Source organism: Fictibacillus sp. 26RED30, from assembly GCF_015903845.1.
Lineage (GTDB): Bacteria > Bacillota > Bacilli > Bacillales > Fictibacillaceae > Fictibacillus > Fictibacillus phosphorivorans.
In genome coordinates this window covers 160697-175308 of the sequence record NZ_JACZDV010000002.1, presented here as the reverse complement: position 1 = coordinate 175308, position 14612 = coordinate 160697, and the positions used below count along the sequence as shown (strand labels likewise).

Genomic DNA, 14612 nt, shown 5'->3' with positions numbered 1-14612 from the left:
CCACTGTTTTTAAACAATGTAGGACATGTTTGCATAAATAAAAATTAAAATAATAATATATTTATAGAATATTAATTATTATTTTTAGCTCTCTTACACTTGTTTTCTGGATTAAATAATATATGAGCTGGGTGATTACAATGGCTAGTGAATTCTATCGTATTTTTCATACAAAACTAAGTCGATCCATTTTTTTTATTATTTTACTCATTCCCTGTGTTGAAGTTGTTCAATTATTACTAGTGAAGCTTCAATCAGGTCATGAACTCTATCCCCCCTTTTCTTTCTTTTTGTCAGGCTCTAGCAGGGGGCATATGACACAAGCATTATTATTATGGTTTCTTCCCCTTTTTCTATTGCTTTTAGGTTCTGATAACGTCATTCAAGATTATCGAACAGGAAGTCAAAACATCTTTATTAGTAAATACGGAAAAAAGAAATATTTTTCATATAAATTAGCTACGTCGTTTCTTGTCTCATTTTTTGCAATGTTTATCTCTCTTATATTGAATTTTATTTTAGTCTCTCTTTTTTTTATGGGTGGCAAAAACACTAAAGAATATTCTTTGCCAGATAATCTGCTTTTTACATTAAGTATTGAACATCCATATTTGGCGGTCATTGTATTTAGCTTTACTGCGTGTTTGCTTGCAGGATTTGCGGGGCTGCTCGGTGCATCGTTCAGTTTATTTTTTCAAGATCGTAAGTATTCTTATTCAGCGGCATTCTTTGTTTGGTTCTTTTTAGTCATTAGAGATGATTCGTTAATGTACTTATTCCAACCATTTGCAGAGTATGGGTTTGATACGCTTCTACCGGTCTTAGCTACTGCCTTAGCTGTTTTTATTTCGATACCTGCGCTCATTTACTTCTATGAGGTGAAATTTAATGACGGGTAAAAGATTCATAGTATCATTTGCAATTCTGTTATTATTCATTGTGCTCTGGTTTATAAATAATAGCCGGTATCTAGGATTTTCTACATTAGAATCTTTAATTTATATGAATAATAGTGCATTTGGCTATAATTCTTTCAAAGCGTATGCTCTGTTTTATATCATTCCATTTTTGTTCTTTTTAAATTTTTTCTTACCTTTAGAAAAACCGTATACACTTGTTAGGCTTTCAAGAGAAAGACATTATTTCAGAGTTGTAGGGAAAGTTTTTTTAATAGCTTTTATGTTTTCGTTAAGCCACATGATGATTAACAACCTTTTAACGTTTCTTTTTATAGATGTAGAATTATTAAAAGAAGTTCGTTATTTTTTTATTAGTTTTGTTCAAATGATAGGGCTTGTTTTCTACTTTTCCTGGATAGGAATAATGTATAGGATTTTCTATGACTTTAGTAACTCTTTTGGTTTAGCCATATTTGCAACTTACTTATTTGTAGGTATCCTCTATTCCTTTGGTCTGCTATTAATTCCAGAAAATGTTTGGGATCCTTATAAGGATTTAAATATCTTTCAATCGTTATTAGAAAATAAAAAAACAATAACCGATGTTTTTCTATCATACATACGACTATTTGCATTAAGTGTTATCTTCTATCTAATTGGATCACCGTTATTTTTTAAAAAGGATATTTTATAAAATGGTCAAAAATAAAGCTCTATTCTTACTGGTTATAATTATTATGATTATACAAGCTTTATTAATTAATGATTTTGAAACGTTATATTCATCTCTACCATTTCTGGATGGCGTTCCAATTACTTCTTCATATGCATTGGAAAACAAATTTCTTGTTTATTGGATATTACCATTTGTTGCAATGAGCTTCTACTTTACAGGATATTGTAGAGATGCTCTTGTAACATATGGAAAAATAATAATTATACGGAACTATGGAAGAACAAGATGGCTATATAAGCGTTACCTATCTATGTTGATCATAAGTTTTATCTTTGTTGTTATACAGGCTCTTATATTTAAGTATCTATTAACAGATTCAAACATCAATTTAGAAGTAAAAGATATTACTAAACTTTTATTTATATATTTTTTAACTATATCGACGTTAATTTCCTTGCAGCTAACCATAGAACTGTTTATATCTCCACAAGCTTCGCAATTAATGGTAAATGCCTATGTTGTGATCTCAATCATTCTTGCAAAGCAGATGTATGTTTTCGGGGCTGGAGGATTCATTTATTATTTACTTCTTCCAAACTATGCAATGGGATTTAAAAACGGTTTAACTTCAATACCAGAATTTCAAACCCCTGTTATTTCTTATCTGACAGGGATAACGATACTTATAAGTATTTTAGTGTTTGTATTATTTATCGCGAGTAAGAAAATAAAAAAAATGGATATTTTCTAAGGTGGGATTCCTATGATTGAAGTTAAAGATCTTAGTAAAAAAATCAAACAAACATACGTATTGAGAGATATTTCTTTTCAGTTCGAACGCGGAAAAATATACGGTATTTACGGAAAGAATGGCTCAGGGAAAACAATGCTTCTTCGATCACTGGCGGGACTTCTCATTCCTACGGAAGGTAAAGTTCTAATAAACAGCAAAGAACTGCATAACGATATATCCGTACCTCCTAGTGTAGGAATCATTATTGAAAATATGCAACTTCTTCCGCAATTCGACGCGGCTACTAATCTTAAAATGTTAGCCAAGATCAAAAAAATTGCTACAAAAGACGAAATCAATGAATCTATTAAAAGAGTAGGACTTGAACAACATGGGAAACTTAAAGTGAAGAAATATTCTCTAGGAATGAAACAGAGGTTAAATCTTGCTCAGGCAATTTTTGAGAAGCCTGATATACTTTTGTTAGATGAGCCGACAAACGCTATAGATGAAAAAGGAGTTAGCCTTGTCCACAAAGTACTTACGGAAGAAAAGGAACGTGGTGCAATAGTAATTATTGCAAGCCATAATAAAGAAGATCTTTCTTTATTGTGTGATTATACGCTTAAGATGTCAGACGGATTGTTAATAGATGAACAATTTTAAAAAAGTAGTTTTTATTGCGCTGGTCGTTTTGTTTTTATGTTTCCTAGGGACAAAATATCTCTTGAAAATCATTAAGAATGATAACCCAACTTTTTTGAATGCTGCAGAAGAAGTTACTCTCACAAAAGGTGATTACTTAATAGGTAAGCAGGTAAAAGCTGGATTTTATGATGTGATTTCCTTATCAGATGATGTGTCGTTAATGCCTGTCAAGTTATCAAAAGGAGATATGATAGTTGGTCAACGATTAGAAAATAATGCTCATGCCATTGTTGTAGGGAATGGAAGTGTAAAATTGTTACCAGCCGAATATGTGCCTTTAAAAATGGACGCACAGAATAAGTATCGTATAGTTCATTCCGGAAATTATATGGTAGGAAAACAAATTTTAGAGGGTAAATATAAAATTAGCTATAAGGTTAGGGGCAAAGGGAAAGTAAAAGAAAAGCCTTTTGTTCAAATATTACCTGGTTACGGAAAAGATCAGTTGGATTCCTTTGCCTTTGAGAAGGCATCAACATATAAAATTAATCTGGAGACTGGAAATATTTTAGATGTACGTAAGTCCTTAGAGGAAGAATATGATTCTGTTGTTATTGAATTAACTCTTATAAAGTAAAGATAGGACTCAATTAGCTTCGTGCAAAATTGAGTCCTATCTTTTTTAGGCTGTATTAAACAGTTAAACAAGGTTTAATAAGAATTTTTTCAGCAACCCAACAGATTTTTCATATGTCTTATCACTTATGTTTTTTATAATTCCTAGCCAAATAGTAAACATTATTAACAAAAAGCAATGATTAAACCTCCCTTTGCAAAGCTAGTATGAATACCTTCTGGAATTACTAGAACCAAAGAAGAAATGAGTATCATTAAACTAATTAATAGAGCTTTTTTCTCTATAGTTAAAGTGTTCATACTAATTCTTTTTGTGCCTTTTCTTAAAATGCCAAGATAAATAAAAACAATAAATCCGTTTAATATTGCAAAAACAATATCCATTAGTTTTCATCCCTTTATACTTTAACTAAATAAGAATATTACCCTAGCATTAATACTATCACTAAAAATTGAAGGCACTTCAGTATGAAGGAAAGTTTAAATTTGAAGAGTCAATCCTCTTACATATCATGAAAAATATATATGATTTTAGTGATTTCTCAAATATCTTTGTAAACCTATAATAGAGTCTTTATAAAATAGAAACCTCTAAGAAGTTACTTATAAACATATGCGGAAAATAGTACACAAGTTTCATTGAAAATCACGGTTTACATATTGGATAATAAAGGAAGTGTAAAATAGGTAAACATTACAGATGAAAGAGGGCAACAGTAAATGGGAAGCAAAGTGTATGAAGCCTCAACCTTAAAAGCTGCAACCAGTGAACGAGCCCACCATTATGAGCAATTAAGAGAACAATTTGAGACTTTAAAAAAAGAGTTTAGTAAAATAGTAGAGAACCATGACTTCAAGGGGCATGGAGCAGATGCGATCAAAGGATTCTACCAGGGGCAGATGGATGTTATCGATGCATGGATTCGGTTGATCGACACGAATGTTGGCTTTTTTAAAGGCATTCCTGGAGATACGGAGGACGTGGACCTTTCTGGAGATACGTTCGTACAGGTGCCTTTTTTAGAAGAGAATGTGGAGCGAGCGGGAAAACAGGCGAAGGATATGGTCGCTGATCAACAAGAAGCGCTGCAGCATATTTTTAATAGAGTCAATGACCTTGTCTCTTTATCGGTTTTTTCTAAAGATGCATTTGAAGATCAGATGGATAAAGCAGAGAAAAAACGTTCTGATACGGTCGAGAAAGTAAACGAGTTCGACCAACGCTTATCAGAAGAGTACAGCATTTCACAAAACCAAGAACAGCATATTTACGGGCTGTTCGCACAGCTGATGGAAGCCACAAGGCAAGGGGAGACCATATCTCCGCTCAACTTTAACGCCGAAGCTTACCACAATAGCGAAGTCTATAAAGCGATCGGACAAGCGAAAAAAGATACTTCTGATTATCTTTCGTTTAAAAAGCAACAAAAAGAGGATCGAAGGATCGCAAAAGAAATCGAAGAAATGGAAAACAGACCTTTTTATGAGAAGGCTTGGGACACCGTCTGTACGTTTACAGGTGAAGTAACGGGTTATTACGATACACAGCGAGCCGCGACGGGTGTTGATCCTGTAACAGGACGCAAGCTGAGTGATGCGGAACGCGTAACATCTGGCGCGATGGCAGCAGCAGGTTTTGTTCCATTCGTCGGTTGGGCGGGACGAATCGGCAAAGGTGGATCGGCCATCTACAAAACGGTAAAAGGAGCAAACGCTGCGAATCATATGCTCGATGCCCACCGAACGGCGCAAGGACTCAAGAATCTCCAAAAAGCCGAATACGGCATATACGGACTTGTGTCAGCGAACGGTTTTGGGGAGTACTTCACCGGGAAAGACATGTTTGGCAATAAATTAACGGAACAACAGCGTAACCAGAGTCTGTTTAATGCGTTTGCAATCTTAGGAGTAAGCGGTGCAGGATATGGTTTGAGTAAAGTAGATATGGGGAAATTTGTTCAGACAAAGTTCCCGTATAGCACACAATACGCGAGACAAAAGCTTTTGCAGGCTGAAGAAATGGCTAAGACTATAAAGCATAATGTAGGCAACACACACATACCAGTAGGATTCAAAGTCCACGCATTGGTGTCACCGACCGGTCACGTGATTAGGACGATTAGCACGGAGACGAAGACTGTTAAGGAATTGATGCAGCAGAGTGCGGTTAGTAAGAATACAGATAATGTGAATACTTTTATCGAACCTAAAAAAATTCAAGAAGTTAAAGAAGTAGATTTTGGTAAACATATTATTAAAGGTGAAAATGGAAAGAAACAATTAATTCCGAATACTAAATATGTTACAAATGATAATTACAAATATACAACAGATGAAATTGGACGTATTGTAAATGTGGAAGCTCCTGAACTAGTATTAAAAAAAGCTGATAGAAATAAATATGCACAAGCAACCGTAGGTGGAAAAGATAGATTAACAGATGATGATGGTGGTCATTTAATTGGAGCACAATTTAATGGCCCTCCTGATATTGATAATCTTGTGCCTCAAAACAGCCAGATTAATAGAAGAGGCGGAGTTTGGTATGAAATGGAGTCTGAGTGGGCACAAGCATTGAAAGAGATACCACCAAAAAAAGTCTCTGTTACCATAGAACCGATGTATTCAAATAATTCCATGAGGCCAGATTCCTTTTTGGTCGAATATGAAATTGAAGGCGAATTCCCAGTAATTCGCGAGATTGCAAATAAATTAGGAGGCTAAAATCAATGAGTTTTGAGACGGAATTAAATGTTTTATATAAAACAATTGCTCAACAAGTTAACGATATGATACCAACTGAGTGGGATAACTTTTGTTTTAACGGTGAAGTTAAAGATGGAGAAGGAGGAGTATATTTCTTTTTTACTCCTAAAGGTGAGCAACAACACATTTTTTCACATTATATTCCGAAATTATATAGTGTAGATAAAAGAAGCTATAATAAAGAGCTTCACAAATTATTTCAATTAACGGCTGAACTACAAAACGTTTTTATAAAAAATGAACAAGAGCCTTGGTTTTCAGTAACAATATTATTAAGTGATACAGGAAAACTAAATGTTCATTTTGATTATACAAAATGGCATGAAAGTAAATTTGGTCCAACAGCTAGAATTAAGTATTTTGAATATAAATATGCAAATCATAACAACGAAGAACTAGATTTAAATCTAATAGAGGAAATGAGAGAGTTTGAAGAAAAGTAGCCAAAAAAAAAGAAAACACTTGATTGTCTTTAACAAAAGGCGGTCAAGTGTTTTTTTAAATTACAATTGGTTCAGTTCAGTATATTTATATTAACTAAAGTAGGAGAGATTTACTGAATTCGTTCTAACTAAATTGTGAATTTTGACAGGAATGAAAAAATGTTTAACTGGTTCACAGAATCTTACAAAACTGTTGCTAGTGAATGGCAACTTCTTTCACAACTGAAAGAGAGACAAGTACAAATTTAGAAAAAAGAAGAATCAGGGAATTGCAATCATTTAACATTATGCTTCGGCCTTATATACATTATTTTTCTATCTATTTCTAGGTGATCTCATGTTGCTAATATTCGGGAGTTTGATTTCAATAGGTATTCGGCCTGCTGATGATGAAAATCATTAAGACCATACAAGTGACAAGATATTAAAAACCAAAGCTTACATAAATAACTAGACTAAGCTCATTAAACAGTAAAACAAAAACAATGCAAATGGTTAATTTGCATTGTATTTATATTTATATAAGCAATAATATTGTGGGCTATTGGCGAGATTAAAACAAATCATAGGATTAGCTTACAAAGAAACGTTTCAAGCACTAGCAGTAGGGCCATAATTGTTTTAAGATAGCTGTAGAAGATAAGAGGCTATTTTTAGGAGGAACCATGCTACAAAAATTCGGTTTTTCACAATATGAAAGTCAGGTGTTCGAGGTTCTTGCATCAAGCGAGGAGCCGATGGACGCGACGAATATCGTTAAATACTCGGGTGTTCCGAAATCCAAGATATATGAAGTGCTATCGCGCATGATCGAAAAAGGCATGGTGCTGGATTCGGTGTCAGAAAAGAAGAAGTTGTATACCGCGTTGCCACTATCAATTGTGATCGAGAAGCTGACTACAGAATTTCAGGAAAACGTAGAGCAGCTCAAAAATAATACTTCGAAAAGAAAGTTCTACGATGAACACGTTTGGAGTCTGAAGGTAGATTCGTCGATTCGTGCACAAACGAAGCAGCTTCTGCAAACCGCGGAGAAATCCATTCGAGTTTCTGGCTGGCAAGACGATATTCAAGAAATCCTACCGATTCTCCAAGAAAAAGAAGAGCAGGGTGTGGATGTGGAAGTGCTTGTTGTAGGTGAATTGGTGTCGACGCTGTCTCATGCGCATACTTTGATTCCTGCACAAGAACATCACTCCCTGGAGCGTTTTCGTCTTGTTGTCGTTGATGAGACAGAAGTCATCTTTGCAGGGATGGAAGGGCAGAGCTGGCAAGCATTGAAGACTAAATCTCGACCATTCATCAAAGTTTTCATCGAGTTCTTTTATCATGATGTGGCACTAGCTAAGATTACGGAGAAGCATTCGGAACTGATGATGAATGATGAAGAGATTAAGAGCGTTTTGATGAAATTGAGATATTAAAGAGGATAGGGCTGACCACAAAAGAGCACTTCACGTGATCTTGGTAGGTCAGCCTTATTTCATTTTGTAGTCTGATAGTTGAGGAACAGATTCCTTTGAGTCAAAATGAACATCTGGGTTAAACATTGATAAAAGTAAATTGAAGCGGTGATACTGATTAGGTTTAAATTAAGGGTTCTTTATTTGTAGTGCTCAAATTGTGCTTATTCGTTGTTCATTAAAGAAAACAAATCTTCATTACTTATTGCAACAATACTAGACCCATCATAACTAATCCAAAAAACACAGCTCGTAGTTTTCATGTTTACGATAACCGTTTGTTTTTCCCTGTCAAAACGGGAATTTGCAAATTTTCTTTTTCCATTACTAAAAACATCATGCTTCAACGACCATAACACCAGATTATTTGAGCTTCCGTTTCCATAGAAGTAAGGGAATAAAGCACTAAACTGGTCATGGTTCTCGATTTTCACTTTATAAAAGCAATCATTCTTTTTTTCCGGCGGAATGGTTTCATAGTGTACTTGTAGGGATTCATAATCTTGCTCGAGTTCTTTTCTTTGATCATTATAGATTTCTGCCATTGCGAAAATGGGAAATTGATTTATTTGCTGCATCCACTTTGTGATTAACTTTTCTGGATTTGCTTCACTTATCAGAGAACACTCAACAATATATTTCTTGGGTCCATCAATGGCAAAAGGGAAATAGCCACCTTCATCCGGCATGTTAGAAATGGATTCATGAGGTATAACTTCTAGGTCGATCTTCATTATGCGGCTCCTCATCTAAAATTCTTAAAAATTGTATCAAAGTTAGAAGTAAAGAGTACGTAAGAAAAAAAGCCCAGAATCAATTCTGAGCTTAGCTTCTAACATTTTTTAGTTTTCTTGAGTACTCACAACTTCCAAAGCCATCTCAATCATGTCGTTGAACGTCATTTGGCGCTCTTCAGATGTTGTTTCTTCACCTGTGAAGATGTGGTCACTAACAGTTAGGATCGATAGTGCGTTCACACCGTATTTTGCTGCGATCGTGTAAAGTGCTGTTGTTTCCATTTCAACCGCTAACACACCGTTATCCGCAAGCTTTTTCACGATATCCATGCTGTCGCGGTAGAAAAGGTCAGCTGTTAACACGTTACCTGCTTTGATCTTCAAGCCTTTTGCCGTTCCAGCTTCATACGCTTTTCTTAAAAGATCGAAGTTCGCACAAGGTGCGAAGTCGATGTTCGGGAACGTCAAGTGGTTCATGCGAGAATCTGTAGATGCTGTCATCGCAAGGATTACGTCACGCACTTTTACGTCCTGTTGGATCGCACCACACGTACCAACGCGGATCAAGTTTTTCACACCATATTCACGGATCAATTCGTTCGTGTAGATCCCGATCGATGGAATCCCCATGCCTGTCCCTTGAACAGATACGCGCTTTCCTTTGTATGTTCCTGTAAATCCAAGCATGCCACGAACTTCGTTATAGCATGTTACATCTTCTAAAAATGTTTCTGCAATATATTTTGCACGAAGCGGATCCCCTGGTAATAGGATGCTTTCTGCGATTTCACCTTGTTTAGCGCCGATATGAATACTCATTTGTTCACCATTACATCGTTACGATTGTAATGGTTTCACCTCCTCAAAAGATTGTAACTTACCAAAAATTTCTCTACCTTCATCATGCCATAGTTTTCGCAACCTAGCTAATAGTATGTGCAGATTCTCGGGAACGGCGTGCTTTTTTTGTCATAGAAAGCACAGCGGTACCAAGTGCTAAGATGATCAGCAGTCCGCCGACCGTTGCGTTATTTTCGACAGATGCGTTCTCAATCACGATTCCGCCGATCATGGACCCGAACGCGATCCCGAAATGAAGCGCAGAGTTGTTCAGACTCTGCTGAATATCGGACGTTTCAGGAGATGATTCGATCAGATAGCTCTGCATCGCCGGAGTGATCGCCCAGCTGAGCATGCTCCAGATTACCATGACTACTAAAAATAGCGGAAAAGCAAACGTTGTATAAGGAATCATAAAGATTGAGATCGCAAAAACAATAATAACGCCAATAATCGTAGGCTTTGTGCCGAATTTGTCAGCGAGCATACCACCGATTCCGCCGCCAAAGACCGCGGCTACACCGAATATTAAGTATACGATGCTGACCCATGTTCCGTTAAGTCCAAGTGCCATTTTTAAAAATGGAGTCAGGTATCCGTATAACGTTAGGTGACCAGCTAAGAACAGGAACGACGTAATTTGAGCAAACAAAATGCGTCTGTTTTTCAACGTGCGCAGCTGCTCTTTGATTGGTATCGCTGGTTTTGGAGCCAACGTATTCATGAAGAAATGCACACCGAGTATGGATAAAACGGTAAGTGCTGTAATCAGGATGAATGGTGAGCGCCATCCGAACGCATTTCCGAGCATTAAGCCGACCGGAATGCCGAGTACGAGCGAAGCGCTGATTCCCATGAACACAACACCGATCGCGCGAGCTCGGTATTTTTCTTCCACGATGTTAGACGCCATCGTCACACAGAGTACAACGAGCAACGAACCACTGACCGCGGATAGAATTCGAGCGATGAGCAGCATCGAATACGTCTGACTTACGATCACGAGTGCGTTTCCTATTAGAAAAACAAATAAAGAAATGATTGTTAACCGTTTTCTTTCAATGTGAGCGGTCATTGTAAGCAGGATAGGTGCCGCGATGGCGAACACGAGTGAGAAAATCGTAATCAGAAAGCCCGCTTTACCGAGACTAACGCCAAGATCCTCCGCAATCAAGTCAAGGATGCCGCCGATGATCAACTCGACCATCCCAACTACAAATGAAACGATAGTTAACAAATAAACTCTTTTGTTCATATTTTATCTACCTTCTTTTATATAAAAGTTACCCCTGTAATGGTAACTTATTTTGAGTGTGGTGGCAATAACGAAAATGATGTTAAAAATAGGGTTTGAGGGAGAGGGGAATTGGGAGTGGACAGTATTTTGTTGAAAGTGGACAGTAAATATGTAAAAGTGGACAGTATTTCATCGAGAGTGGACAGTAAAACTCAAAAAGTGGACAGTATTTTCATGAAAGTCGACAGTAAGTGGTTGTAGAGGTGGCGGTGCACCCCGAAAATGTGTCTTCATCCGGGCTGATCATATTGTTGGCGACTGTAATCTGTCGGATTCGATGTTTAATCTGTCCGTTTGACCAATTAATCTGTCCAGTTAGCCCCACAATCTGTCCAATCTCCAACATAATCTGTCCATTTCGGCCGATAATCTGTCCGATTCAAAATATCTTGCTAAAAACCTTTCACAGCTCATTCCTCACCACCCTAAATCCTCACAAAACCACCCACCAAGACGAACAACTAAAACATCCAAACCTTGTTTTGATTGAACCATAATAGGAAAAGCTTCAAGTAAAGGAGGTCGCACGTGAAAAGTATACATAGTCGTTTGTTGCTCATGCTGTTAAGTTTTATTATCGTGCCGTATTTTTTAACGATTTTTCTTATATATGCTTACACGAAGAACAGTGTTGAAGAGTATGAACTCAACAACAGCAAGATGCAGCTGGAGAAGAATGCGGAAGACCTCCAACAATATTTTGATGACATGGTGAACCTGCCATTTATTTTGTATCGTAATCCAGATCTGTTCCGCATTTTTACGGAAGGATTTGAAGACTCGATCTATTTTGATCAGGATTCGGTTGAAAAGAGTATTGAGACGTTTTACTTAGCAAGAAATGAGATTCGTCAGCTCCGATTTTATTTAAATGAAGGAAAAGAGTCGTTTACCGTTTACAACGCGACAGTTAGTACGCGAAAACCGCAGCCGAATCTACTGAACCAAGAACACATTAAACAATTGTTTAAATCTAATAAAAATTACGTGATCGAGCCGCCTCATGTGATTAAAAACTACAACAACGCGGCGATAATTCCAGAATCTGACCGGACGAAAGTACTAAGCATTCATCATAAAATTAAGGAAGTGCCATCTGACAAGTTTCTTGGAATCATGACGATGGACATCAGTTTAGGTGAGTATTCAAAGATCGTGAGTAACTTAGCCGGAGAAAACGGGTCATCTGCTTATCTGATTAACGACCAAAACGAGATTATGTATGCGACGGATTCATCTTTGGTCGGTAAAGAAGTTCCCACCAACCTAGAAAATCGAATTGAAAAAGGCACAACAGATAAAGAAATTTCATTAACAAAGACCTTATCGGGACCAGTTGAAGGCTGGAAGTTAGTGAAAAAGACGCCGAGTGACGTACTGTTTCGTGATGTTCGGAAGACGGCAACGATCAATATCCTCGTCGGACTTGGGGTGGGTCTCTTAGGTCTACTCATGATCAGTTTCATCTCATACAAAATCTCTCGGCCGATTCGCAAACTGAGTGAGAAAGTGCGCGGGATTGAAGGGGGACATATTACGATACCATTTGACCAAGACAGGCAAGATGAAATCGGACACTTGGAACGACATATTAAAGACATGACGGATCGGATCAATCTTCATATTAATCGTGAATATAAGTTAGAAATTGAGAACCGAAGAAATCAGTTTCGCGCGTTGAAGTCACAAGTGAACCCGCACTTTTTGTTCAATGCTCTGCAATCGATCGGAGCGGTGGCGCTGCGTTCCAAGTCACCGCAAGTGTACGGCCTTATAACGTCGTTGTCTAAGATGATGCGTTATTCCATGCAAGCCAACCAGTGGGTGAGCGTGCAGAATGAAGTGGATTATATGAGGGCTTTCCTCACTCTGCAACAGGCTCGATTTGGAAAAAATCTGCACTATTCATTTGAGTTTAGTGACGAGGTACTAGAGAGTAGGATTCCGAGCATGATTTTACAACCGCTCGTTGAGAATTTTTTCAAGCATGTGTATGAAGAGGGGTATTATGAAGCACAACTGACGGTTTCGGGTGAGCTAAAAGGAGATTCTCTCTATCTTGTTGTTGAAAATAGTGATGGACCTGAAATCACACAAAGTGATTTAGAACGTTTACGAGAAAACATTTACGAATCACCATCGGAAGGTACCCCTGTAAACGAGCATATCGGACTGAAGAATATATATCAGCGACTGATTCTAAACTATGGCACAAAAGCGGAATTCTTAGTGGATAGACCGAATGGACAAGGTTTTTCGGTGACGATTGTTATTCCAAAAGATCTTAATGACGAGCCAAGGGTTTAGTAACAGAAAGAAGGTAACGGATATGAAGGTGTTGATAGCTGACGATGAGTTCAATGTCCGCGATGTGATCCGGTATATCGGCAAGTGGGATGAACACGGGATAACAGAGCTCTTGGAAGCAGCGAACGGAAACGAAGCAAAGAAAGTTATCGAAAAAGAGCAGCCGGAAATTATTTTTACCGATATTAAGATGCCGGGAATGAGTGGATTGGATCTGATCGAGTGGCTGGATTCTATCGCGTATGAAGGCAAGGTTATTTTGATTACAGGTTACGATGATTATCAGTTTATGAGAAAAGCTATTCAGCATAATAGCTTCGATTATCTATTAAAACCGGTCGAGGATGAGGCTTTTAACAACGTGCTGAAAAAAGCAGTTGCGGCTTATGATGAGGAAAGCAAGTCTCGTCTGTATCAAGAGGACGCGGTCAAGATTCGATGGAGTCAGACGATGTTAGCCGCTTGTCTCGGTGAGCCGGCTGACCTTGATTTCATCGCCTCAAACCTGCCACCATCGGAAAAATATGATTTTACATTATTAACGTTCTATCAAATGCATCAGCCCGCACCTTTTATCGAAAAACTAGCTGATGAGCTAGTGGAACAAGGAATCGGAAACGCTGTGATGCTGCCGGGTGACTCTAATCAAAGTGTGCTCATCACCTTGCCGGAAGAGTGGTTTTTCGTTGAAGAGCGTTTAAGCCGTGAGCTTGATATTCCGGTGCGCCTTGTAAAGGGTGAGCTGCAGTCACTTCAAGAGATTCACGCCACATATATGGAGCTTCAAAGTGAACTAGAACACCAAAACTACCGATCCATCCAGCGGTTAGATGAACTCGAAGCGAAACAGCGCATGAACGATATTATTTCGTATGTTGAAACATACTACATGGAAGATATGAGCTTAGAAAGACTAGCGAACCGGTTCTTTTTTAGCCGCGAGCATATTTCTCGTAAATTCAAGCAAGAAACGGGCATGACGTTATCAAAATTTATAACAAAATTGAGGATTGACCAGGCAAAACGGTGGTTGAAGGAAAGTGATGAAAGCATCTTTTCGATCTCGACGATGCTTGGGTATCAGGATGAAAAATACTTTTCTAAGCTTTTTAAAAAAGAAGTAGGGATAACACCGTTTGAGTTTCGAAATGGTGAAAATTCGTAAGC

The 14612-nt window shown here is 37.6% G+C and carries 14 protein-coding genes; 10 read left to right on the top strand and 4 right to left on the bottom strand.

Annotation, left to right across the window (positions count from 1 at the left end; translation table 11 throughout):
• Nucleotides 1–314: 314 nt before the first annotated feature.
• Genes IHV11_RS13535 through IHV11_RS13515 form a run of 5 tightly spaced genes read left to right on the top strand, consistent with a single transcriptional unit; the run spans nucleotide 315 to nucleotide 3593 of the window.
• Nucleotides 315–899, top strand: a complete 585-nt coding sequence (locus IHV11_RS13535; protein WP_231620341.1) for a hypothetical protein — start codon at nucleotides 315–317, stop codon at nucleotides 897–899.
• The gene (locus IHV11_RS13530) at nucleotides 889–1593 is read left to right on the top strand and encodes a WxPxxD family membrane protein (protein ID WP_197195133.1); all 705 of its coding nucleotides are present in this window, start codon (nucleotides 889–891) and stop codon (nucleotides 1591–1593) included. The genes IHV11_RS13535 and IHV11_RS13530 overlap by 11 nt, the downstream gene beginning before the upstream one ends.
• A gap of 1 nt (nucleotide 1594) precedes the next feature.
• Nucleotides 1595–2326: a DUF2705 family protein gene (locus tag IHV11_RS13525; RefSeq protein ID WP_197195132.1), complete on the top strand. Its 732-nt coding sequence runs from the start codon at nucleotides 1595–1597 to the stop codon at nucleotides 2324–2326.
• A 12-nt stretch (nucleotides 2327–2338) separates the two neighbouring features.
• Nucleotides 2339–2974 (top strand): ABC transporter ATP-binding protein, encoded by a 636-nt coding sequence (locus IHV11_RS13520; RefSeq protein ID WP_197195131.1) that lies wholly within the window; start codon nucleotides 2339–2341, stop codon nucleotides 2972–2974.
• Nucleotides 2961–3593 carry a hypothetical protein gene (locus tag IHV11_RS13515; RefSeq protein WP_197195130.1) on the top strand — a complete coding sequence of 211 codons (633 nt, stop codon included), beginning with the start codon at nucleotides 2961–2963 and terminating at the stop codon, nucleotides 3591–3593. Before IHV11_RS13520 ends, IHV11_RS13515 begins: the two co-directional genes overlap by 14 nt.
• A 164-nt stretch (nucleotides 3594–3757) precedes the next feature.
• On the opposite strand, the gene IHV11_RS13510 is transcribed toward IHV11_RS13515, so the two are convergent.
• Nucleotides 3758–3976: a hypothetical protein gene (locus IHV11_RS13510; protein ID WP_197195129.1), complete on the bottom strand. Its 219-nt coding sequence runs from the start codon at nucleotides 3974–3976 to the stop codon at nucleotides 3758–3760.
• A 336-nt stretch (nucleotides 3977–4312) separates the two neighbouring features.
• Between IHV11_RS13510 and IHV11_RS13505 the strand changes: the two genes are divergently transcribed.
• The 3 genes from IHV11_RS13505 (at nucleotide 4313) to IHV11_RS13495 (ending at nucleotide 8225) form a co-directional block, all read left to right on the top strand.
• The gene (locus IHV11_RS13505; protein WP_197195128.1) at nucleotides 4313–6316 is read left to right on the top strand and encodes a T7SS effector LXG polymorphic toxin; all 2004 of its coding nucleotides are present in this window, start codon (nucleotides 4313–4315) and stop codon (nucleotides 6314–6316) included.
• A 5-nt stretch (nucleotides 6317–6321) separates the two neighbouring features.
• A complete protein-coding gene (locus IHV11_RS13500; protein ID WP_197195127.1) occupies nucleotides 6322–6801 on the top strand; it encodes an immunity protein YezG family protein in 480 nt (159 codons plus the stop codon).
• A gap of 665 nt (nucleotides 6802–7466) precedes the next feature.
• Nucleotides 7467–8225: a TrmB family transcriptional regulator gene (locus IHV11_RS13495; protein ID WP_197195126.1), complete on the top strand. Its 759-nt coding sequence runs from the start codon at nucleotides 7467–7469 to the stop codon at nucleotides 8223–8225.
• 203 nt (nucleotides 8226–8428) lie between these two features.
• On the opposite strand, the gene IHV11_RS13490 is transcribed toward IHV11_RS13495, so the two are convergent.
• The 3 genes from IHV11_RS13490 to IHV11_RS13480 all read right to left on the bottom strand — a co-directional run bounded on the left by IHV11_RS13490 (nucleotide 8429) and on the right by IHV11_RS13480 (nucleotide 11096).
• Nucleotides 8429–8998: a hypothetical protein gene (locus IHV11_RS13490; protein WP_197195125.1), complete on the bottom strand. Its 570-nt coding sequence runs from the start codon at nucleotides 8996–8998 to the stop codon at nucleotides 8429–8431.
• Nucleotides 8999–9106: 108 nt separating this feature from the next.
• Nucleotides 9107–9820 (bottom strand): purine-nucleoside phosphorylase, encoded by a 714-nt coding sequence (gene deoD, locus IHV11_RS13485; RefSeq protein ID WP_197195124.1) that lies wholly within the window; start codon nucleotides 9818–9820, stop codon nucleotides 9107–9109.
• Between the two features lie 103 nt (nucleotides 9821–9923).
• The gene (locus IHV11_RS13480) at nucleotides 9924–11096 is read right to left on the bottom strand and encodes an MFS transporter (protein WP_197195123.1); all 1173 of its coding nucleotides are present in this window, start codon (nucleotides 11094–11096) and stop codon (nucleotides 9924–9926) included.
• 570 nt (nucleotides 11097–11666) lie between these two features.
• On the opposite strand from IHV11_RS13480, the gene IHV11_RS13475 reads away from it, so the two are divergent.
• Both IHV11_RS13475 and IHV11_RS13470 read left to right on the top strand, forming a co-directional pair.
• Complete coding sequence (locus IHV11_RS13475; protein WP_197195122.1) at nucleotides 11667–13445, top strand: sensor histidine kinase; 1779 nt, start codon at nucleotides 11667–11669, stop codon at nucleotides 13443–13445.
• A gap of 22 nt (nucleotides 13446–13467) precedes the next feature.
• Nucleotides 13468–14610, top strand: a complete 1143-nt coding sequence (locus IHV11_RS13470; protein ID WP_197195121.1) for a response regulator transcription factor — start codon at nucleotides 13468–13470, stop codon at nucleotides 14608–14610.
• Nucleotides 14611–14612: the final 2 nt, after the last annotated feature.